Source organism: Sphingomonas faeni, assembly GCF_040407565.1.
Lineage (GTDB): Bacteria > Pseudomonadota > Alphaproteobacteria > Sphingomonadales > Sphingomonadaceae > Sphingomonas > Sphingomonas faeni_F.
The window spans coordinates 921,166-940,251 of record NZ_JAPZPR010000001.1; the positions used below are offsets into that span (position 1 = coordinate 921,166).

The following is a 19,086-nucleotide window of genomic DNA, read 5'->3' on the forward strand; positions in this document are numbered from 1 at the left end:
CGTGTCGAGCGTGGACGGTCAGGCAGCGAATGTCACCTCGAGCGGTTCGAACCCGTCGATCGTCGCGCGCACCCGCTGGCCGCGCAGGATCGGGCCGACGCCGGCGGGCGTACCGGTGAAGATCAGGTCGCCGGCGGCCAGTTCGACGAACGTCGACAGCGTCGCGACGATCTCGGGCACGCTCCAAATCATCATCGACAGGTCGCCCGACTGGCGCGTCTCGCCGTCCACGCTCAGCGCGATGTTGCCGGCCGCGGCCGGCATCCCCGGGGTCAGCGCGGCGATCGGCGCCGAGCGGTCGAAGCCCTTCGCCATGTCCCAGGGGCGCCCCGCCTTCTTGGCTGCGGCCTGGAGATCGCGGCGCGTCAGGTCGATCCCGACCGCGGCACCGAAGATCATCGCCGCGGCATCCCCGGCGGCGATTGACGCACCGCCGGCGCCAAGCGCGACGACAAGCTCGACCTCGTGATGCAGGTCTTCGGTCTGGACCGGGAAGGGGAGCGTGCTGCCGCTCGCAACGACCGCGTCGGCGGGCTTGGAGAAGAAGAACGGCTGCTGCCGATCGGGGTCGGAGCCCATTTCGCGGGCATGATCGGCATAGTTCTGGCCGACGCAGAAGATCCGGCGGACGGGAAAGCGGTCGGTCGTCCCGGCGATCGCGATTGTCGGTGGGGGAATTCGTGGGATCTGCATGGTTGCTCCTTCCGCGCCTTCATCACGCGTCGGCGCCGGGTTTGCAACGGAAGCGGAACGTCCCCCGGCTCAAGGGGTTACCGATGCGTACCCAAAGGAGATACCCATGCGCAGCACTCAACCCGTCCGTTTCGATCCGTCCGTCGAAACGGTCGCTCCCGATGAGCCAGAGACGTTGCAGGGCATGAAGGACTCGTTCCAGGAGATTCTCGAGACGACGTCGCAGGATTACGGTCACGCAGTCCGTTCGGTTCACGCGAAGGCGCACGGTATCGCCCGCGGCACGTTCACGATCGCCGAAGGCCTGCCGGCCGAACTCGCACAGGGCATCTTCGCCACGCCGGGCGCGCACGAGGCGATCATTCGCATCTCGACCAACGCGGGCGACATCCTCGACGACAGCATCAGCCTGCCGCGTGGTCTCGCGTTGAAGATTCTCGACGTCGATGGCGCACGCCTGCCGGGGTCGGAAGGCGATACGACGCAGGACTTCATCATGGTCAACGGACCGGCGTTTTCCGCACCCGATGCGAAGTCGTTCGCCAAGAACCTGAAGCTTTTGTCGAAGACGACCGATCGCTTCGAGGGCGTGAAGAAGGCGATGTCGGCCACCTTCCGCGTCGTCGAATCGGCGCTCGAAGCGGTCGGCGGGCAGTCTGCTACGCTGACGACGCTCGGCGGCGCAAAGCCCGTCCATCCGCTGGGCGAAACCTATTATTCGCAGACGCCGTTCCGCTACGGCGAGTATATCGCGAAGGTCGCGCTGTTTCCCGTTTCCCCCGGGATCACGCGCCTGACCGGTGATACCGTCGATATCACCTCGCGCCCCGATGCGTTGCGCGAGGTCGTCCGCGAGGAGATGATCGAACATGGCGGGACCTGGGAATTCCGCGTCCAGCTCAACACGGATCTCGAGACGATGCCGATCGAGGATGCATCGGTGGTCTGGGACGAGAAGCAAAGTCCGTTCGTGACCGTAGCGACGCTCGAAATCCCGGCGCAGCTTTCGTGGGAACAGGGGGTGACGGATCGCACCGACGATGCGCTGTCGTACAGCATCTGGCACGGCATCACCGCGCATCAGCCGCTCGGCGGCGTGAATCGTGCGCGCAAGGACACGTACAAGCAGTCGGCTGATTTCCGCGGCGCGTTCAATGGCTGCCCGATGCACGAGCCTGCCAAGCTTTCAGAACTCGCCTGACATGGCGGTTTCGGGGGGCACCGGTTTGAAGCTGTTCCACGTCAGCGACGTGCATTTCGGTGCGGAGGACCCGGCGGCAATCGCCTGGTTCTCCGAACGCGTTGCGGATGAGAAGCCGGATGCGGTCATCATGACCGGCGATCTGACGATGCGCGCGACCAAGGACGAGTTCCAGCGCGGCGGGGACTGGCTGCGGTCGCTCGGCGTGCCGGTGACGCTCGAAGTCGGTAATCACGACATCCCCTATTACTGGGATCCGTTCCGCCGGCTGTTCGCGCCGTATCAGCGCTACGCGGCGGTCGAGCAGATGATCGAACGCCCGCTCGAACTGCCCGGACTCACCGTCGTCCCGCTCAAGACTACAGCCCGTGCGCAATGGCGCTGGAACTGGTCGAAGGGGCGGGTGAGCGCGGGCTCGCTAAAGCGGGCGCTCGCGCTGATCGCCGAGGTTCCCAAGGGCAATCTGATCTTCATCGGCGCGCACCATCCGCTGATCGAGGGCGGGACGATGGGCACCGCCAAGACGCGCAATGGCGACGAGGCGCTGACCGCGCTGGCCGAGGCCGGGGCGCATGCCGTACTGTCCGGGCATGTCCACGATCCGTTCGACGTGCCGATCGAGCGCGAGGGGCGGACGATCCGCATGATCGGGGCCGGCACGCTGTCGAAACGCACGCGCGGCAGCCCGCCGGCGTTCAACGAAATCCGCGTCGTGGGAGGGCAGTTCGAGACCTTGGCGCGGACGCTGTCCGACGAGGCCAAGCACTCGATCACGAGCAAGGTTTGAGGTGCGAGGCAGTCTGAGGCATTAGATCGCGCCCAACCGGCTTCAAGTCTCCGTCATCCTGACGAAAGTCAGGACCCAGAGCCGCGCAGGACGCCTTTTGTAACCCTCGGTCCTGACTTTCGTCAGGATGACGGAGTTTGATGCGCTACGCCCACCGCCCGCCTCTCAGTCCGGTGCCGTCCTGGAATTGAACTCGATATCGATCTCGACCCAGCCGCCCAGGATCTGCTTGCCGCCAACGCGTGGCGGGCGCACCCGGAACTGCCACGCCGCCTGGCGCATGGCGCGGGCGAGCCCCGATCCGACGGGCGACTCGCTGAGCGCGCGGCAATTCTCGACCTGATAGTTGGCGATCATCCGGCACGCGATCTTCGCCCAGCTGTTGGGCGGCGGCGCGCTCTTCAGATAGCCGTTGAGCTCGGCATCGGTCGGCCGGCGATACCATTCGACCTTGTACAGCCGCTCGCCACCCGGCCCTTCGCCAGGGCCGTAGACGGAACCGCTGTCCTTGCCCTTGCCCGATCCACTGCCGCCATCGCCGCCGGCGAGCTGCTCGTCTGGGTGCGACGGGATCTTCGAGATATCCGCCGCGTCGAACATTTCCATCCCGCCGAGCATCTTGATCGGCGGCGGTGGCGGTGACGTCGGCGGGGCAGGGGGCGCCTGCGCGGACGTGGCGCGCGGTGCTGCCCGCTGCGGCGAGCCTCCGCTCGCGCGCTTCTGCCGGGTCGGCGACGGCGTGCGCTTTTCCGGCGTCGGCGTGGTCTGGTCCGGCGCGAGCTGGAACGTGACCGGATTGCTAGGCACCTCCGGCTTGACGAAGGCAGGAGGCGCCAGCCGAAGCAGCAGCAGGATGATCAGGATGTGCGCAATGACGGTCAGCACGAATGCCGCGCCGCGCCGGCGCGCTGCGCCGCGCATCTCGGCCGACGAAAGGTGGTACGCCGACCGCATCGGCAGTCCGCCTAGCCCCGCGATGACCGGCCTGCAACACGCAACGCGACGAATATCCGACGCGTGCGCCGGTTGGTGCAGGCTTGCGCGCGCATGGCGATCCATGGTGGCACGCCGGGGCGGAATTACTCGCCGGTCTGAACAATCTCGCCGCTCGATCTTTCCTGTATCGAGCGAGATCGAGGAAAGACACGGCAATGACGGAAGCGACCTGGAACGAGGCGACGAAGACGCCGGCGATCGACTGGCGCATGAGCGCCGCGCTGGAGAATGTTCCGCGCGGTGATGGCGATGTCGCCGAAGTCACCAGTCTTGCAGCGGCGGTCCGCGCTTGGATCGACCTCGACGCCGTGCACAAGGCGGCGGCCACGTTGACGGCCGAACGGCCCGTGCAGTTGGATGGCGTGTCGACGACCTCGTTCGCCGGTGAGGGCATCGCAGCGCTGGCAGAGCGCCTCCCGGCGTCTGCACAGCCGGAGGTTTGACGGCATGGCCCGGCCGAGCGTTCGGTTTGCAGGTGGCGACCGCGTCTGGATCGCACAGCGGGACAGCGTGGGGTTCGTCGGCGTGACCGATCTCGGCGATGTCGAGTTCCTGATCACCGCCGATGCGCTGGCCGAGATGATCGATCCCGATCTGGACGGTATCGATCCCGAAACCGCGCTGGAGGCGTTTGACGAGCATGAGGACGACATCCACGCGATCGCCTTGCGCGAATTCGTGAAGCGCCTGGGGGGAGAGCCGCCGATCCTGCTCACCTCGGCCGATCTGGACGGCTGATGGGCGCGGATTGTCCCGCATTGGCCTTCATGGACTTCGAGGCATCGTCGCTCGCCAGATCGAGTTTCCCGATCGAAGTCGCGTGGGTCTTCGAGGATGGCCGGTCCGAGGCGCATCTCATTCGCCCGGCGCCCGGCTGGGACGACTGGAATCCCGATGCGGAGCGCATCCACGGCATCGCGCGCGACGTGCTGGAGCGCGACGGCTCCCCCCACGACGTCGTCGCGCGCCGGATGGTCGAGGTCCTCGCGGACCATGATCTGGTGGCGTCTGCACCGAGCTGGGACGGCAAGTGGCTGAGTGCACTGCTACGCGCTGCCGGGTTTCCCCGTCACACGCTCCGCCTGCGCGACACCGAGGACGCGCAGCGCAACATCGCCAGACGCCTGCTCGCCGGTGTCGTCCACCCCGACGCGATCGATGCGGAGGTGGAGGACGTCCTCGTGCTGACGGGCGTTCGGGATCGGCACGGTGTACCGGCCCATCGCGCGCTAGCCGATGCCGAGGAGGAGCGGCAGCGGTGGATGGCGGTACGCGACGAAGCGGCGCGGCGCAGGGCGCTGGAGAAGTGAGCAAGGCCGAAGGTCCGTTGAAGACACCGGACAGCCGCTATCTCGTCGTGCGTGGTCGACTGTGGCGAACGTCCAATCCGGACCTCTCGGACGACGAACGGCAACGATTGGTGACGCAGTTGATGGACGCGCGACGCGCGGTCGGGATCGCCAAGCGCTGCGGTGATGCTGCAGCAGAGCAGTCGGCTCACGAGGCGGTCGGGGTCGCCAAGATCGCGCTCGGCGAGCGCGGTCCGGTATGGTGGACCGATGGCAGCCCCGATCTCAACCGCCATATGGCGCGCAACACACCCTATGCCGAGTGGTTCGCCGCGCTAGAGGGCGCCCCTGCGGTCGTCGAGCAGCAATAAGGCCGGGCGGTGTCATCCCACCAAGCGTGGAAAGTGCAGGATGACGGCAAGTCCCTGGGCGCTTTCGCCGAATGCCACGGTCGCGCCCAGCCGCGCCGCTGCGGACCTTACAATGGCAAGGCCAAGCCCGCTGCCGTCCGAACCGTCTTTGCCCAGGCGGACGAAGCGTTCGAACGCGGTGTCGCGCTGCTGGAGGGGAATGCCTGGGCCATCGTCGGCGACGGTGATCGACGTGCCCGAGGCGTTGGCATCGATCGTGATCGCGACGGTCCCGCCCGTCCGATTATACCGGATGCCGTTGTCGACCAGATTTGCGAGAATCTCGAAGATCAGCGTGCGGTGACCGGATACGACCGGGGCGTCGCCGTCGAGGGTCAGGTCGATGCCGGCCTCGACCGCATGCCCGAACTGGCGCGTGATGACCCTGGTGGCGACCTCGCGCAGATCGACTGCTTCCAGCGGCGCGGACACGCCGGCTTCCTCGGCACGGGCGAGCGCGAGGAGCTGCGTGACCAGGCGTTCGAGCCGGGTGACGGCGTCGGCGATCTCGTCGAGCGCGTCACGGCGTTCGGCATCGGAGCCGCGGCGGGCAAGTGCGACCTGGACCTTGAGCACCGATAGCGGCGTCCGCATCTGGTGCGAGGCGTCGGCGGTGAATCGGCGGACGCCGACCGTCGCGGTGTCGAGTTGCGCGAGCAGGCGGTCGAACGCGCCCGCGAGCGGGCGAAGCTCGCGGGGCAGCGGCCCCGTGTCGAGCGGGGAGAAATCCGGGCGGGCGCGTTCGTCGCGCGCTTCGACGGCGCCGCGGAGGCGGGCGAGGGGGCGGAGCGACCAGCCTAGCGCGGGGCGAATCAACAGCGCCGCGGCGCCGACGAGAACGCATTCGCCGATCAGCAGCGCGAGCATGAGGCGGCGCGTGAGTGCGCCGCGGTTGTCGAGCGTCTCGGCAATCTGGACGATCACGGGCTTGTCGATCCGGGGGAGCGAGCGGCGGACCTCAGCAATGCGGATGTCCTGGTCGCGATAGCGCGCGAACCGATAGCGCGGCACGTCGATGTCGAGCGTCGCGGGATCGGGGGCTGGCAGATCCGCGTAGCCGGTCAGCAGGTCCGGCCCGACGGCAACGCGGTAATAGACGTTGTCGCGTTCGGTATTCTCCAGCATCCCGAACGCGGCGGACGGCAGGTCGAGCGTCACCTCGCCGCGTTCGACCTGCACCGTCTCGGCGATCGCACCAAGCGCACCACCGAGCACGCGGTCATTGGTGCGGCGGACGACGTCGGCGATCAGCGTCGCGCCGACCACGCCGATCAGAATCGCCGCCGCCAGCAACGGCCCGAGCACCGCGACCAGCAGGCGCGTGCGTAGCGCGGGAGTCCGCGTCTCAGCCGGCATCGAGCATGTACCCGACCCCGCGGACGGTGCGGATACCGGGGCCGTCGGGCGCGAGCTTGGTCCGCAGCCGCGTGACGTGGACTTCGATAGCGTTGTCGCCGACCGGCTCGTCGAACCCGAACACCTCGCCGATCAGCAGCGTGCGCGGGACGACCCGGCCGGCTCGGGTTGCCAGTGCCTCCAGCACCGCGCGCTCGCGCCGACGCAGGTCGAGCGCACGGCCGGCTATGTCCGCGTCGCCGGTCGAGCGGTTGATCGCCAGCGTACCGACGACGAGTACCGGTAGCGGATCGCCGCCGCGCCGCCGGCCGAGCGCTCGGACCCGCGCCTCCAGTTCCTCGGGCTCGAACGGTTTGCGGAGATAATCGTCGGCGCCGAGATCGAGCCCGCGCACGCGGTCGTCGAGCGCATCGCGTGCGGTCAGCATCAGCACCGGCACCCGCTCGCCACGACGGCGCAGCGCTTCGAGCACCGAAAAGCCGTCGATACCGGGCAGCCCGACGTCGAGAATGACGAGCGCATAGGGCTCGCCGGCGACCACCGACAACGCCTCCTCACCGGTCGCGACGTAATCGACCGCGTTGCCGCCGGCGCGCAACAATGCCGCGATACTGCGCGCGAGGGCCGCGTCGTCCTCGATCAGCAGGATGCGCAAAACGGTTCATCCCTCGCCCGACTGGCGTGAAAGGTTGGTGACAGGTTCGGTTCGTACTCCACGACTGCAGTCTATCCGAACAGCGAGGCGGAAGGCGAGGAGAGGTGATGATGGCCCATATATTTCTGAGGATCGCGCTGCTCACCGGCCTCGTCGCGTCTGCCGTTCCCGCCGTCGCGCAGCGCCCGACCGGCTACCCGCGCTCTTACGACCAGCTGATCAGCGATGCGCGCGCCGAACGCCAAGTGCGGATCTACGGCAATGCCGACCGCGCCGAATTGTTGCCGGTGGTCGCCGCGTTCCGCAAGCGCTACCCCGGCGTCACGGTGCTCTATGCGGATCTCGGCTCGACCGAAATGTACCGCCGCTTCGTCAACGAGACGCGCGCGCACCGGATGTCCGCCGATCTGGTCTGGTCGTCGGCGATGGATCTCCAGGTGAAGCTGATCAACGACGGCTTTGCGCAAGGCTATGCCAGCCCCGAAAAGCCCGCTTTGCCGCCGGTATCGGTATGGAAGAACATGGGCTTCGGCGTCACCGCCGAGCCGATCGGGATGGTCTACAACAAGCGTCTGATCCCCGCCGCGCGCGTGCCGCGCACGCATGCCGCGCTCGAGGCGATGCTGCGGCAGAACCCGCGTGCCTTCAACGGCAAGGTGACCACGTTCGACCCCGCGCGCTCGAACGTCGGCTATCTGTATCTGACGCAGGACATGGCGACGACGCGCGATACGCGGTCGCTGCTGGAGGCGATCGCCGCCACCAGGCCGGTCCTGTCGCTGACCACCGAGCCGATGCTGCGCGGCGTCACCGAGGGGCGTCAGGCGATCGCGTACAACGTCATCGGCTCCTACGCGCTGGAACGCGCGCGCACCGATTCGCGGCTCGGCGTGGCGTTCCTCCAGGATTATACGCTCGTCACGTCGCGGATCGCGTTCATCGCGCGCGAGGCGGCGCATCCTGCCGCGGCCAAGCTGTTCCTCGATTTCCTGCTGTCGCGGGAGGGCCAGTCGCTGCTCGCCAAGCGCAGCCTGTGGCCGGTTCGCACCGACGTCCCCGCCCGCCGTCTTCCCGCAGTCCAGGCGCGACCGATCCGCGTGGGGCCGCAACTTCTCGTCAACCTCGACCGCGTCAAGCGCCAGCGTTTCCTGCGCGACTGGACCGCGATTCTCGCCACCGGAGCCCAACAATGACTCTCTTTCGTACCGGGTGCGCCGCACTCGCGCTGATCGCTGCAACGCCGGCGCTGGCCCAAGCTCCGACCGACGCCGACCTCGCCGCGCTGGTCCGTGCGCAGGCCGCCGAGATCGCCGCGCTGAAGTCGCGGCTCGACCGGCTGGAGAACAACGCCGCCGTCGCGCAGGCTTCTGCGGCTGTACCGCCCGTCCAAATCGCACCGCAGGCAGTCGCGCGGAACACCGAGCCGCGTCGCACCGTGCCGTTCGCGCCGCAGCTCGCCCCTCCCGGCCCCGCCGATCGCAGCGTCGCGCAGGCGGTCGCCGCACGCGACAATCCGTCGGGCGTGACCACCGAATGGGGCGCCGGCCTGCCCGTGTTCCACTCCGCGGACGGCGTCTACACGTTCAAGCCGCGCGGTCGCATCCTGACCGACGTCAGCTCCAGCTTCGGCTCGAAGTACGACGGCCGCAACATCACCACGACGGGCATGCGCGCGCTGCGCCTCGGCCTCGAAGGCGGCGTCGGCACGCACTTCTTCTACCAGTTCGAGAGCGATTTCTCGGAGAACGAGATCGACGTCGTCACCGCGTTCGTCGGTTGGCGCAACAAGATCAAGCCGGGCCTCGACTACGACGTCCGCGCCGGCCACCTGTTCAACGATCGCGGCTTCGAAGGCTCGACCGGCTCGGACTCGACGCCGTTCCTCGAACGCACCACGGTCGCCACCGCGATCATCCCGCAGCGTGGTTTCTACGGTATCGGCGTGATGCCGCGCGTGTTCTGGAAGACCGGCCACGCCTCGCTGACGGTCACCGGCGACCGGATCGACGGCACTCAGGCGGTTGGCGACAGCCGCACGGTGCTCGGTCGCGCGCACTGGAACCCGATCAAGTCCGATACCGGCGTATTGCATATCGGCGCATGGGGCTTCGACGAGTCGCTGTCGTCGGTCGCCGGCACGCTGACGCGCAACACGGTGATCGGCGGGCGCTTCAACGGCGCGCTGCGCGTATCGACCGGGCCGCTGATCGGCGGCACCGGCACGACCGGCTACGGCGTAGAGCTCGGCGGCTATCGCGGGCCATTGTGGGTGATGGGCGAAGCGGGTCGCCGCAACGCGCGGCTCGACGGCGGGCGTCCCGATTTCGTCAGCAAGGCGTGGAGCGTCTCGGCCGGCCTGTTCCTGACCGGCGACCTGCCGCCGTACAACCCGCGGCTGGGCAGCTTCGGCCAGCCCAAGGTGTTGAAGCCCACGTTCGACGGCGGGGTCGGCGCGATCGAGCTCACCGCGCGCTACGAGAGCCTCGATTTCGACAACCTGCTGACCGGCGGCGACGGCTGGGCGGCTACTGTCGGCGTCAACTGGTATTTGAACAGCTTCACCCGCTTCCAGGTGAACGCGATCCAGTGGAACACCGACAACCGCGCCGGCGACTATGTCGGCAACGACAGCGGGCAGACGCTCAGCGCCCGCGTCGGGGTGACGTTCTGATGCTGGCCGATGGTCCTGTATTTGGCGCTCCGAGCAGCCCCGCGCGCGCCGTCATCCTGACGAAAGTCAGGACCCACGGTTACAGGGTGCAGTGCTGCGTGGCTCTGGGTCCTGACTTTCGTCAGGATGACAGAGTGTTTGTGGCGGTCCCCGCGACAGTAACTCCGGCGACGTCTGCGAGGTCTGCCACCCCCACCCCCCTATTCACGCCCTTTCCTAGGACGATGCGATGAACCTTGCCCTGCTTGGCTTCCTGATGGTCGCCACGTTCATGACGTTGATCATGACCAAGAAGATGACGCCGCTGGTCGCGCTCATCGTGATTCCGTCGATCTTCGGCGTGTTCGCGGGTGAGGCCGCGGGTCTTGGCCCGATGATGATCGACGGCATCAAGAACCTAGCGCCGACCGGCGTCATGCTGCTGTTCGCGATCCTGTTCTTTTCGACGATGACGGATACAGGGCTCTTCGATCCACTCGTCGGACGACTGATCCGGATGGTCCACGGCGATCCGATGCGGATCCTGATCGGCACGGTCGTGCTGTGCGCGCTCGTCAGCCTCGATGGCGACGGGTCGACCACCTACATCATCACGATCGCCGCGCTGCTGCCGCTCTACAAGCGCTTCAACATGAACCGGCTGTACCTCGTCTGCCTGTTGATGACGACGAGCGGGATCATGAACCTGACGCCGTGGGGCGGTCCAACCGCGCGCGCCGCAAGTGCGCTGAAGCTCGATCCGGCGACGCTGTTCCTGCCGCTGATCCCCGGCATGATCGCCGGTCTCGCCTTCCTGATCGGTCTCGCGGTGTATTTCGGGCGCAAGGAACGCGTGCGGATGGGCGAAGCGGGGATCACGGCGGACACCGAGTTCACCGGCATGGCCGTCTCGCAATATCCCGAGGCACGTCGCCCCAAGCTGATCTGGTTCAACGCAGCCCTCGTCATCACGCTGCTGACGTTGCTGGTGTGGGGCATTCTCCCCTTGTCGGTGCTGATGATGTTGGCGTTCGCGATCGCGATGATCGTCAACTATCCCGGCGTCGCCGACCAGAAGGAGCGCATTTCCGCGCATGCCGGCAACGTGCTCGCGGTGGTGTCGCTGATCTTCGCGGCGGGCATCTTCACCGGCATCTTGGGCGGCACCGGCATGGTCGAGGCGATGAGCAAGGCGGTGGTTGGCGTGATCCCGCCCGCGCTCGGGCCGTACATGGCGCCGATCACCGCGGTGCTAAGCATGCCGTTCACCTTCTTCATCTCGAACGACGCGTTCTATTTCGGGATGCTGCCGATCCTCGCCGAGGCCGGCGCGCATTACGGCGTCGCGCCCGAGGCGATCGCGCGCGCTTCGCTGATGGGCCAGCCGGTCCACCTGCTCAGCCCGCTGGTGCCGTCGACCTATCTGCTGGTCAGCCTGGTCGGGATCGACCTCGCCGATCACCAGCGCTTCACGCTCGTGCCCGCGATCGCGGTCTGCGTGGTGATGACGATCGTCGGCATGATCGCGCTCGCCTTCCCGTTCGTCGCCTGAGGTGAGCGTCGCGTCCCTTCTGCGTTTCATCGCCGCGCTCGGCGTCGGGGCAGGTGGGGGCGCGCTGTTCTGGTCGATCGGCGCACCCTTGCCATGGGTGCTCGGATCGATGGCGGGATGCGCGGCCGCCAGTATCGCAGGCCTGCCGGTGGCGGCGTCGGCGGCGACCCGCAGGCCGATGGCGGCGGTGATCGGCGTCGTGCTCGGCAGCAGCTTCCGCCCCGATCTGCTGGCGCAGGCGCGCGAATGGATCGTCCCGCTCGCATTGCTCCCGGTCTTCCTCGCAAGCGCTGCGCTGGTCTGCGTCACCTATTTCCGCCGCGTCGCGAAGTTCGATCCCGCCACCGCCTATTTCGCGGGGATGCCAGGCGGAATCGCGGAGATGGTGGTGATGGGCTCGGAGCCCGGCGCGGACGAGCGCACGATCGGGCTGATCCACGCCGCGCGCATCTTCCTGGTCGTCTTCACCCTGCCATTCCTGATCCGCCTCGTCGCGGCACCTGTCGAGGTTCACCGCGTGGTCGCGGTCGGCGGCGATACCGCGAGCTGGTCCCTGCTCGGCTGGGCGCTCGGCTGCGTCGTCACCGGGCTCGTCCTCGGTCGTGCTTTGCGGTTACCCGCGTGGCACTTGGTCGGTCCGCTTGCAGTCTCGGCGATCGTCCACGTGACGGGGATCGCCGACTTCCGCATTCCTGACTGGGCGCTCGCTGCCGCACAGGTCGGGTTGGGGGCGACGATCGGCTGTCGGTTCGCCGGGCTGACGCTTCGCGCATTGCTCCGTACGCTGCTGCTCGCGGCGGGATCGACGATCCTGCTGCTGGTGCTCACCATTGTCTGGGCGATCGGCATCGCGGCGGCCACCGACATCGATCCGGTGCTGCTGGTGCTCGCCTATTCCCCCGGTGGCCTCGCCGAGATGAGCATGGTCGCGCTCAGCCTCGCGCTCGAACCTGCCTTCGTCATCGTCCACCATCTCACCCGCGTCGTGCTGGTGTTGATCGGGGCGCCGCTCGCCTTTCGTACCCCACGTTCCTGACCGGAGATCCCGCCATGCGTACCCCCCTCGTGTTGTTGCCGGCCATGGGCTGCGACGGGCAGCTATGGGCGCGGCAGATCATGGATCTCGCCAAACTCGCGCAACCCGAATTCGGCGATCTGTCGCAGGACGACACCCTGTCGGGGATGGCCGCGCGCGTGCTGGCCGATGCACCGCCGCGCTTCGCCGTCGCCGGTGTCAGCCTGGGCGGCTATGTCGCGATGGAAATGGTCCGCCAGGCGCCAGATCGGATAACCCGCATCGCCTTGTTCGGCACGCGCGCGTCGATGGAGGTGCGGCCGCGCACCGTCGTTGGCCAGGGTCTGCTCGCCACCGCGCCGCATGCCGACCCACGCCTGACCGCGATCGTCGCCGGCCCCGCGCAGGCGATGGCCGAGCGCGTCGGGCAGGTGGTGTTCGAACGCCAGCAACGCGCGCTTCTGGCCCGACCCGATATCAACGACGCTATCGCCGCGATTCACGTACCGACGCTCGTCGCGGTCGGCGATCGCGATCGGATATGTACCCCCGACGACGCCCGCGGCCTCAGCGCGAGGATCGACGGCGCCCGTTTTCATCTGCTGCGCTCCTGCGGCCATCTATCGCCGCTCGAGCGGCCGGGCGAAGTCACGGCGCTGCTGCGCGAATGGCTGCGCGGCTGACGTCACGCTTCGCACGGCCACGATGACGGCATAACCGCTCGACCCGTGGGTGATCGGGTCGAGCTGGCGAAGCCGGCGTTCGCGTTGAACAGCAGCAGGCGCTGCATCGACCCGGTCGCCGCGGGGACCGGGATCGCCGAGTATCAAACGCGCGATGTGGCTCGAGCGCATCGCCAGGATCAAGCGCGTCAGTGTATTTTCGAGAGACGAGCAGACGATCAGTGCGGATCCTGCCGGAAGATCGAGCTCAGGCTGTTGATCGAGTAGGGTTTGCGAAGCAGCCTGAACTCTCCTGCACCCTGCTTCGACAGTATCTCGCTGTACCCGCTCGTCAGGATGACCCGCATTCTCGGCAGGCGCCGACGTATTTCGCGAGCCAGTTCGATGCCGTTCATGCCCGGCATCATCACGTCGGAGAAAACGAAATCGAACCCCTTTCGATCGAGGTCGAGACAGACGAGTGCTTCCTCCGCATGGCGCGCGAGGACGATGTCGTGACCAAGGTCGCGTAGCGCCGCCGAGGCGAACGCGCCGACCTCCGGATTGTCTTCGACGACCAGGATCCGGAAGCGTTCGGACTGGTCCGGACTTGGCTCGACGTCGCCGCGTTCGGCGGCCGGCACCTGCCGTTCGCGCGGCAGGAAGAGCGTGAACGTCGCGCCTTCGCCGGGCTTGCTGGTCGCCACGACTTCGCCACCCGCCTGCTTGGCGAAACCGAATACCTGCGACAGGCCGAGGCCGGTTCCGCTGCCGATATCCTTCGACGTGAAGAAGGGTTCGAATATCCGGTCTAGGTCCTCGGGCGGTATCCCGCTGCCGGTGTCCGCGATCGAAACGCAGACGAAGTCGCCGTGGCGCTTGTCATGACCACGGACCGCGGGGATCGTGTCGCACGGGTTGACCGTGATCGTCAGGCGACCCTGCTGACCCATCGCGTCGCGCGCGTTCACCGCCATGTTGACGATCGCGGTCTCGAACTGGCTGACGTCGGTGTTCGCGAAACAGCGCGTGTCGGGCAGCTGCAGATCGACCTCGATCAGCGCGCCCGACAGCATCTCCATCATCTCGTTCAGGCTGCGGATCGTATCGCCGACGTCGAACACTTCGGGCGTGAGCGACGATCGACGGGCGAAGGCAAGGAGCTGGCTGGTCAGTTTGGCCGCGCGATCGGCGGTCTTCGAGATCGCGTCGACGTACCGGCCGCGACGATCGTCGGCTAGGCCGGGCTGCTTGAGAAGATCGGCGGAACCCCGGATGACGGTCAGCAGATTGTTGAAGTCGTGCGCGATCCCGCCGGTGAGCTGGCCGAGCGTCTCCATCTTCTGCGCCTGACGCAACGCATCATGGACTTGCGTCAGTTCGTCGGTTCGCTCCGCCACGCGCCGTTCGAGTGTCACGTTGTTGTCCTGCACCGCCGCGAACAGCCGTGCGTTGTCGATCGCGATCGCGGCCTGTGCGGCAACGCCGACGATCAGGCGTTCGTGTCGTAGCGTGAACCGATGCGTGTCGGAATGCCCGAACAGCAACCCTCCCAGCACTTCGCCCGATCGCGAGACGACCGGCACCGCGAGGTAGCTTCGCACCGGCAAATGACCCGGCGGCATGCCGGCATACGGCGCGTTCTGGGCGTATCGTGCGTCGGCGAGGATGTCGTTCGAGCGCACGACGCCTTCGTTGCGGAAGGTGGGGCCGAACACCGCGGTCGCGCGGGGGCGTCCCAGGCTCTCGAAATCGGCGCGCCGCGCGCCCGACAGTGTGAACAGGTGGAGCCGCTCACCCGTCTCGTCCATGAGATTGTGGAAATAGGATCCGAACTGCGCCCCGGTCAGCTGGACCGCGGCATCGGTCACCATCTGCACCAGCGGTTCGAGATCGAGCTCTGCCGCCAGCGCGGCGCCGGTCTTGTTCAGCGTCTCGAGCGTCTCCGTCTCGGCCAGCAGACCTTCTTCGGCGGACACGGTCCGGGTCACGTCGATGACGACCGCGATCACGCCGGCGGGTATGCCGTCGGCATCCGGCACGGGCGAATAATTCAGGTCGAGGAAGACACGCTCCGCCGATCCGCCCCGCACGAGCGTCATCTCCTGACGCGAATAGGTCAGCGTCTCGCCGGTAAGCACGGTCCGCAGGACATGGTCGTTGAACGTGGCAATCTCCGGCCACGCATCGCGCGCCGGCCGTCCGAGAATGGCCGGATGGCTCGGCCCGGCGATTTCGGCGTACGGGTCGTTGTAGAGCAACACCCCGTCGGCGCCCCAGAGCAGCGCCATCGGCAACGGCGCGCGAAGCATGATCGCGACCGCCGTCTGCAGATGCGCCGGCCAATCGGCGGGCATGCCCAGTACCGAGTCCGACCAGTCATGCGCGGCGATCACCTTGCCGAGTTCGCCACCGCTACGGAGAAACCCGGGGACCTCGTTCGCGTCGGCCGTCACGCCGACTTGGCTGCACGGAACGAATACGCGGACGCACTCGGTTTCAAACAGGGGGACAAAGGCAAACTTCCGCTCCGTATCGTCGATTTCCACAGCAACGACAGGGTGGAAAAGCTGTGGTTCACTTTCGCGGCGGCGCTAGCACATCGGGTGCGCCTCGTCGATTTCGATGCGATCAAAAGGTCTTATCGCGGATCGGTTGGCCAATTGGACTGAGGGGTACGTCGGTTGACGACGTGGCGCGGCAACCTGTGATCCTTGGTCGGAGATAGCGGCCCGGGCGGTTCGCGGCCCAGGGCGGAACCTTGCCGGCGCGCAATTTTGGCTCTGACCGAGGACTGGGAATGACCGAGAACGAGCATGATATCGCCGACGCCGCCGTTGCCGAGAATTCGTCTAAGACACTGCTCGCGACAGTCTATGCAACTGCCCCTGTCGATGCCACCGACGCGTCACCGTCAGCCGCGCCCTAATGGTCCGCTGCGGACCGGCTGAGACCCTGTACAATCCGGCCCCGGGGCAGCAATGTCTCGGTGTCATCAGTTGGAGAGACGCGTGAAGGTTGCGATCGTCGGTGCCGGTATTGCGGGCCTATCCTGCGCACTACGACTTCAGCAGGACGGCTGCGACGTCACGGTGTTCGACAAGGGACGCGGTGCCGGTGGACGGATGTCGACGCGGCGCATCGCGATGCCCAACGGCGAGGGGCCCAACGGCGAGGGGCCCAACGGCGAGGGACCCGGCGGCGAGGTCGCCTTCGATCACGGCGCGCAGTATCTGACGATGCGCGACCCCGCGTTCGCCGAAGCGATGCAGGGCTGGGAAGCCGCGGGGGTGGTCGCACGCTGGCCCGCTGCCGGCGAACACGCGTGGGTCGGGACCGATGGCATGAGCGCGATCGTCAAGCATCTCGCGGCGCAAACCAGGGTGCACTGGAACTACCGCGTCACGGACATCCGCAATACGGCCGAAGGCTGGCGGGTCGAGGCGCCGGTGACCCAATCGCTGACGGAGGCCTACGACGCCGTCGTCGTCGCGACGCCCGCCGAGCAGGCCGCGCCGTTGCTCGCGCCGCACGATCCGGCGATGGCGAGCGAGGCGCTCGCCTGTGGATCGACGCCGTGCTGGACGGCGATGCTCGCGTTCGACCGTCCACTGGCGATCGCGCACGACGTGATCCGGGATGCAGGGATCATCGACTGGGCCGCGCGCAACAGCGCGAAGCCCGGACGAACCGGCCCGGAAGCCTGGGTCGTGCACGCGACGCCGGCATGGTCGACCGCGCATCTCGAGGAGCCGGCGGATACCGTCGTCGATCGTCTGCTCGCGGCCTTGGCGATGCAGTGCGGCGCCGACACGCCTGCGCCGATCGTGCGTGCCGGTCATCGCTGGCGCTATGCCCGCGCGACGGCCACCGACCTCGGCTGTTTGTGGAACGGCAGCAATCGGATCGGTGCGGCAGGCGACTGGCTGATCGCACCGCGCATCGAGAGTGCCTGGCTATCCGGGCGGCAGCTTGCCGAACGGATCATGGCCACCGCGTAGCGGACACGCCGCGACCGGACCGTTCAGACTTCCGCCCTTTCCATCGCCAGCGGTCGGTCATCCGCGATGCCCGCCGGCACGCCGCCGACGATCCGCGGATCGATCGCGAAATCGCGTGCGATCTCGCGCACCGTCATCTTGGCGGACATCATCACCGAGGGCGTGCCGCCGCCCGGCTGCGTACCCTGGCCGACCAGATAGAGGTTCGCGATGTCCTCGCTGCGGTTGTGCGGCCGGAAGAACGCGGTCTGCGTCATCCTTGGCTCGACCCCGAAGCCATTGCCGAGATGCGACCCCAGCACCTCCTCGAAATAGTCCGGCGTCACGAAGCTGCGATGGACGATCCGCTCGCGCAAGCCGGGAATGTAGCCGCGTTCGTCGAGGAACGTCAGCACCGTGTCGGCAAAGCCTTCGCCGACCGCATCCCAGTCGATATCGCTCTGGTTGTTGGGCACAGGGATCAGCGTGTACGCCGCGTGGTGCCCCGCCGGCGCGAGGCTGGGGTCCGTGATCGTCGGGATGTGGAGATATTGCGAGAAGTCGTCGGCGAGGATCTTGCGCTCGAAGATGTCGGTCAGAAGCTCCTCGTAGCGCGGGCCGAGGATGATGTTGTGGTGCCGCAGGTCGGGGTCGCCGTCCTGCATCCGGTACCCGAAATAGATCACCATCAGCGACATGCTCTGCTTGCGGAACTTGACCAGCGCGTCGCGATTGATCCGCCGGTGCGCCTTGTCGACGAGCTTCAGATAGGTCGTCGCATAGTCGGCGTTCGAGACGACCAGATCGGCCGCCAGCGTTTCGCCGTTCGCCAGCGTCACGCCGGTCGCGACGCGCTTGCGACCGCGCTTCTCGACCTCGATCCGATCGACCTTCGCGTTTAACCGCACCGATCCGCCGAGTTCCTCGAACTTGCGAACCATCGCCTTGACCAGCGCACCGGTGCCGCCGACCGCGAAATGCACGCCCCAAGTCTTTTCGACGAAATGGATCATCGCATAGATTGCGGGGACCTTCAGCGGGTTGCCGCCGATCAGCAGCGGCTCGAAGCTGAACACCTGCCGCATCTTGTCGCTCTTGAAATATTTCGAGATCAGCGAGAACAGCGGCTGGATCGCGCCGAGCTTCAACAGGTCGGGAAGGACGCCGACCATCGAGCCGAGCGAGCCGAAATAGGTATAGCCAAGCTCGAGGAAGCCGCGCTCGAAGATCGCGCGCGCGGCCTCGTGGAAGCGTTCGTAGCCGTCGAGATCCTCGGGCGCCAACCGTGCGATCTGTGCCCGCACGTTGACCGGGTCGGCGTCGTAATCGAAGAAACTGCCGTCGTCGAAATAGATCCGGTAGAACGGCAGGATCGGCACGATGTCGACATAGCGCTGCGTATTGGGACCACCGCTGGCGCCGGAAACCACGCGGCTGCCCTCCGCGAGCACCGACGGCGGAAAGTCCGGTTCGTTTAGCATCGCCGCGTCGCGCTCCAGCGAGAACAGCTCCTCGATGAAATGCGGGACGGTCAGCACGGTCGGGCCCATGTCGAAGACGAAGCCGTCGACGCGGCGGACATAGGCGCGGCCGCCGACATCGGCGAGCTGCTCGACGATCTGCGTATCGAAGCCGAGGCTCTGCAAGCGGATCGCGCAGGCGATGCCGCCGATCCCCGATCCGATTACGATAGCGCGCTGGCGGGTCATGACGGTCGTCTTTCCTGGGAGTCGGTTGGGCATATGCTGTGCTGCAAGAGCAGCCTTTCGATCCAGCGCGAAATGAGGGACTGACACACCCGAGCGCTGCTGACGGGTTTGGAAACTGCGATGCGAATCCT

At 67.0% G+C, this 19,086-nt stretch carries 18 protein-coding genes; 12 read left to right on the forward strand and 6 right to left on the reverse strand.

From position 1 onward, the window contains the following. Window positions 1–18: 18 nt before the first annotated feature. The gene (locus tag O6Y00_RS04025) at window positions 19–693 is read right to left on the reverse strand and encodes a fumarylacetoacetate hydrolase family protein (protein WP_353441303.1); all 675 of its coding nucleotides are present in this window, start codon (window positions 691–693) and stop codon (window positions 19–21) included. Window positions 694–799: 106 nt separating this feature from the next. On the opposite strand from O6Y00_RS04025, the gene O6Y00_RS04030 reads away from it, so the two are divergent. Together O6Y00_RS04030 and O6Y00_RS04035 are read left to right on the forward strand one after the other, a co-directional pair. Continuing rightward, window positions 800–1,894, forward strand: a complete 1,095-nt coding sequence (locus O6Y00_RS04030; RefSeq protein WP_353441304.1) for a catalase family protein — start codon at window positions 800–802, stop codon at window positions 1,892–1,894. 1 nt (window position 1,895) lies between these two features. After that, on the forward strand, window positions 1,896–2,681 hold the full coding sequence (locus O6Y00_RS04035) for a metallophosphoesterase family protein (RefSeq protein WP_353441305.1): 786 nt from the start codon (window positions 1,896–1,898) through the stop codon (window positions 2,679–2,681). 165 nt (window positions 2,682–2,846) lie between these two features. On the opposite strand, the gene O6Y00_RS04040 is transcribed toward O6Y00_RS04035, so the two are convergent. After that, window positions 2,847–3,635 (reverse strand): hypothetical protein, encoded by a 789-nt coding sequence (locus tag O6Y00_RS04040; RefSeq protein WP_353441306.1) that lies wholly within the window; start codon window positions 3,633–3,635, stop codon window positions 2,847–2,849. A gap of 197 nt (window positions 3,636–3,832) precedes the next feature. On the opposite strand from O6Y00_RS04040, the gene O6Y00_RS04045 reads away from it, so the two are divergent. From O6Y00_RS04045 to O6Y00_RS04060, 4 genes are read left to right on the forward strand one after another with little or no spacing between them, the layout of a single operon-like run. Further along, entirely contained in the window at window positions 3,833–4,120 is a 288-nt protein-coding gene (locus O6Y00_RS04045) for a hypothetical protein (RefSeq protein WP_353441307.1), read from the forward strand. A gap of 4 nt (window positions 4,121–4,124) precedes the next feature. Further along, on the forward strand, window positions 4,125–4,415 hold the full coding sequence (locus O6Y00_RS04050; RefSeq protein ID WP_353441308.1) for a DUF1488 family protein: 291 nt from the start codon (window positions 4,125–4,127) through the stop codon (window positions 4,413–4,415). Beyond that, complete coding sequence (locus tag O6Y00_RS04055; RefSeq protein ID WP_353441309.1) at window positions 4,415–4,987, forward strand: 3'-5' exonuclease; 573 nt, start codon at window positions 4,415–4,417, stop codon at window positions 4,985–4,987. Before O6Y00_RS04050 ends, O6Y00_RS04055 begins: the two co-directional genes overlap by 1 nt. Next, entirely contained in the window at window positions 4,984–5,337 is a 354-nt protein-coding gene (locus tag O6Y00_RS04060) for a hypothetical protein (RefSeq protein WP_353441310.1), read from the forward strand. The genes O6Y00_RS04055 and O6Y00_RS04060 overlap by 4 nt, the downstream gene beginning before the upstream one ends. A gap of 12 nt (window positions 5,338–5,349) precedes the next feature. Here the strand turns inward: O6Y00_RS04060 and O6Y00_RS04065 are convergent, their stop codons facing one another. Beyond that, window positions 5,350–6,732 carry a sensor histidine kinase gene (locus tag O6Y00_RS04065; protein ID WP_353441311.1) on the reverse strand — a complete coding sequence of 461 codons (1,383 nt, stop codon included), beginning with the start codon at window positions 6,730–6,732 and terminating at the stop codon, window positions 5,350–5,352. Continuing rightward, window positions 6,722–7,387: a response regulator transcription factor gene (locus tag O6Y00_RS04070; RefSeq protein ID WP_353441312.1), complete on the reverse strand. Its 666-nt coding sequence runs from the start codon at window positions 7,385–7,387 to the stop codon at window positions 6,722–6,724. The genes O6Y00_RS04065 and O6Y00_RS04070 overlap by 11 nt, the downstream gene beginning before the upstream one ends. A 110-nt stretch (window positions 7,388–7,497) precedes the next feature. On the opposite strand from O6Y00_RS04070, the gene O6Y00_RS04075 reads away from it, so the two are divergent. The 5 genes from O6Y00_RS04075 (at window position 7,498) to O6Y00_RS04095 (ending at window position 13,287) form a co-directional block, all read left to right on the forward strand. After that, window positions 7,498–8,580 carry an ABC transporter substrate-binding protein gene (locus O6Y00_RS04075; protein ID WP_353441313.1) on the forward strand — a complete coding sequence of 361 codons (1,083 nt, stop codon included), beginning with the start codon at window positions 7,498–7,500 and terminating at the stop codon, window positions 8,578–8,580. After that, window positions 8,577–10,058 carry an OprO/OprP family phosphate-selective porin gene (locus O6Y00_RS04080; protein ID WP_353441314.1) on the forward strand — a complete coding sequence of 494 codons (1,482 nt, stop codon included), beginning with the start codon at window positions 8,577–8,579 and terminating at the stop codon, window positions 10,056–10,058. Before O6Y00_RS04075 ends, O6Y00_RS04080 begins: the two co-directional genes overlap by 4 nt. 229 nt (window positions 10,059–10,287) lie before the next feature. After that, window positions 10,288–11,589 (forward strand): CitMHS family transporter, encoded by a 1,302-nt coding sequence (locus tag O6Y00_RS04085; protein WP_056064457.1) that lies wholly within the window; start codon window positions 10,288–10,290, stop codon window positions 11,587–11,589. Window position 11,590: 1 nt separating this feature from the next. Next, window positions 11,591–12,625, forward strand: coding sequence for an AbrB family transcriptional regulator (locus O6Y00_RS04090; protein WP_353441315.1), 1,035 nt, complete (start codon window positions 11,591–11,593; stop codon window positions 12,623–12,625). Window positions 12,626–12,639: 14 nt separating this feature from the next. Then, window positions 12,640–13,287 carry an alpha/beta fold hydrolase gene (locus O6Y00_RS04095; RefSeq protein ID WP_353441316.1) on the forward strand — a complete coding sequence of 216 codons (648 nt, stop codon included), beginning with the start codon at window positions 12,640–12,642 and terminating at the stop codon, window positions 13,285–13,287. 218 nt (window positions 13,288–13,505) lie between these two features. On the opposite strand, the gene O6Y00_RS04100 is transcribed toward O6Y00_RS04095, so the two are convergent. Continuing rightward, window positions 13,506–15,722, reverse strand: a complete 2,217-nt coding sequence (locus tag O6Y00_RS04100) for an ATP-binding protein (RefSeq protein ID WP_353441317.1) — start codon at window positions 15,720–15,722, stop codon at window positions 13,506–13,508. A 555-nt stretch (window positions 15,723–16,277) separates the two neighbouring features. Here O6Y00_RS04100 and O6Y00_RS04105 point away from each other — a divergent pair. Further along, on the forward strand, window positions 16,278–17,267 hold the full coding sequence (locus O6Y00_RS04105) for an NAD(P)/FAD-dependent oxidoreductase (RefSeq protein ID WP_353441318.1): 990 nt from the start codon (window positions 16,278–16,280) through the stop codon (window positions 17,265–17,267). A 23-nt stretch (window positions 17,268–17,290) separates the two neighbouring features. On the opposite strand, the gene crtI is transcribed toward O6Y00_RS04105, so the two are convergent. Continuing rightward, the gene (gene crtI / locus O6Y00_RS04110; protein WP_353441319.1) at window positions 17,291–18,955 is read right to left on the reverse strand and encodes a phytoene desaturase family protein; all 1,665 of its coding nucleotides are present in this window, start codon (window positions 18,953–18,955) and stop codon (window positions 17,291–17,293) included. Between the last annotated feature and the right edge of the window lie 131 nt (window positions 18,956–19,086).

Excerpts from the sequence above, each read along its gene's own strand:
- O6Y00_RS04025 (WP_353441303.1), bottom strand. The coding sequence starts at position 693 with ATGCAGATCCCACGAATTCCCCCACCGACAATCGCGATCGCCGGGACG.
- O6Y00_RS04030 (WP_353441304.1), top strand. The coding sequence starts at position 800 with ATGCGCAGCACTCAACCCGTCCGTTTCGATCCGTCCGTCGAAACGGTC.
- O6Y00_RS04035 (WP_353441305.1), top strand. The coding sequence starts at position 1,896 with ATGGCGGTTTCGGGGGGCACCGGTTTGAAGCTGTTCCACGTCAGCGAC.
- O6Y00_RS04040 (WP_353441306.1), bottom strand. The coding sequence starts at position 3,635 with ATGCGGTCGGCGTACCACCTTTCGTCGGCCGAGATGCGCGGCGCAGCG.
- O6Y00_RS04045 (WP_353441307.1), top strand. The coding sequence starts at position 3,833 with ATGACGGAAGCGACCTGGAACGAGGCGACGAAGACGCCGGCGATCGAC.
- O6Y00_RS04050 (WP_353441308.1), top strand. The coding sequence starts at position 4,125 with ATGGCCCGGCCGAGCGTTCGGTTTGCAGGTGGCGACCGCGTCTGGATC.
- O6Y00_RS04055 (WP_353441309.1), top strand. The coding sequence starts at position 4,415 with ATGGGCGCGGATTGTCCCGCATTGGCCTTCATGGACTTCGAGGCATCG.
- O6Y00_RS04065 (WP_353441311.1), bottom strand. The coding sequence starts at position 6,732 with ATGCCGGCTGAGACGCGGACTCCCGCGCTACGCACGCGCCTGCTGGTC.
- O6Y00_RS04075 (WP_353441313.1), top strand. The coding sequence starts at position 7,498 with ATGGCCCATATATTTCTGAGGATCGCGCTGCTCACCGGCCTCGTCGCG.
- O6Y00_RS04080 (WP_353441314.1), top strand. The coding sequence starts at position 8,577 with ATGACTCTCTTTCGTACCGGGTGCGCCGCACTCGCGCTGATCGCTGCA.
- O6Y00_RS04085 (WP_056064457.1), top strand. The coding sequence starts at position 10,288 with ATGAACCTTGCCCTGCTTGGCTTCCTGATGGTCGCCACGTTCATGACG.
- O6Y00_RS04095 (WP_353441316.1), top strand. The coding sequence starts at position 12,640 with ATGCGTACCCCCCTCGTGTTGTTGCCGGCCATGGGCTGCGACGGGCAG.
- crtI (WP_353441319.1), bottom strand. The coding sequence starts at position 18,955 with ATGACCCGCCAGCGCGCTATCGTAATCGGATCGGGGATCGGCGGCATC.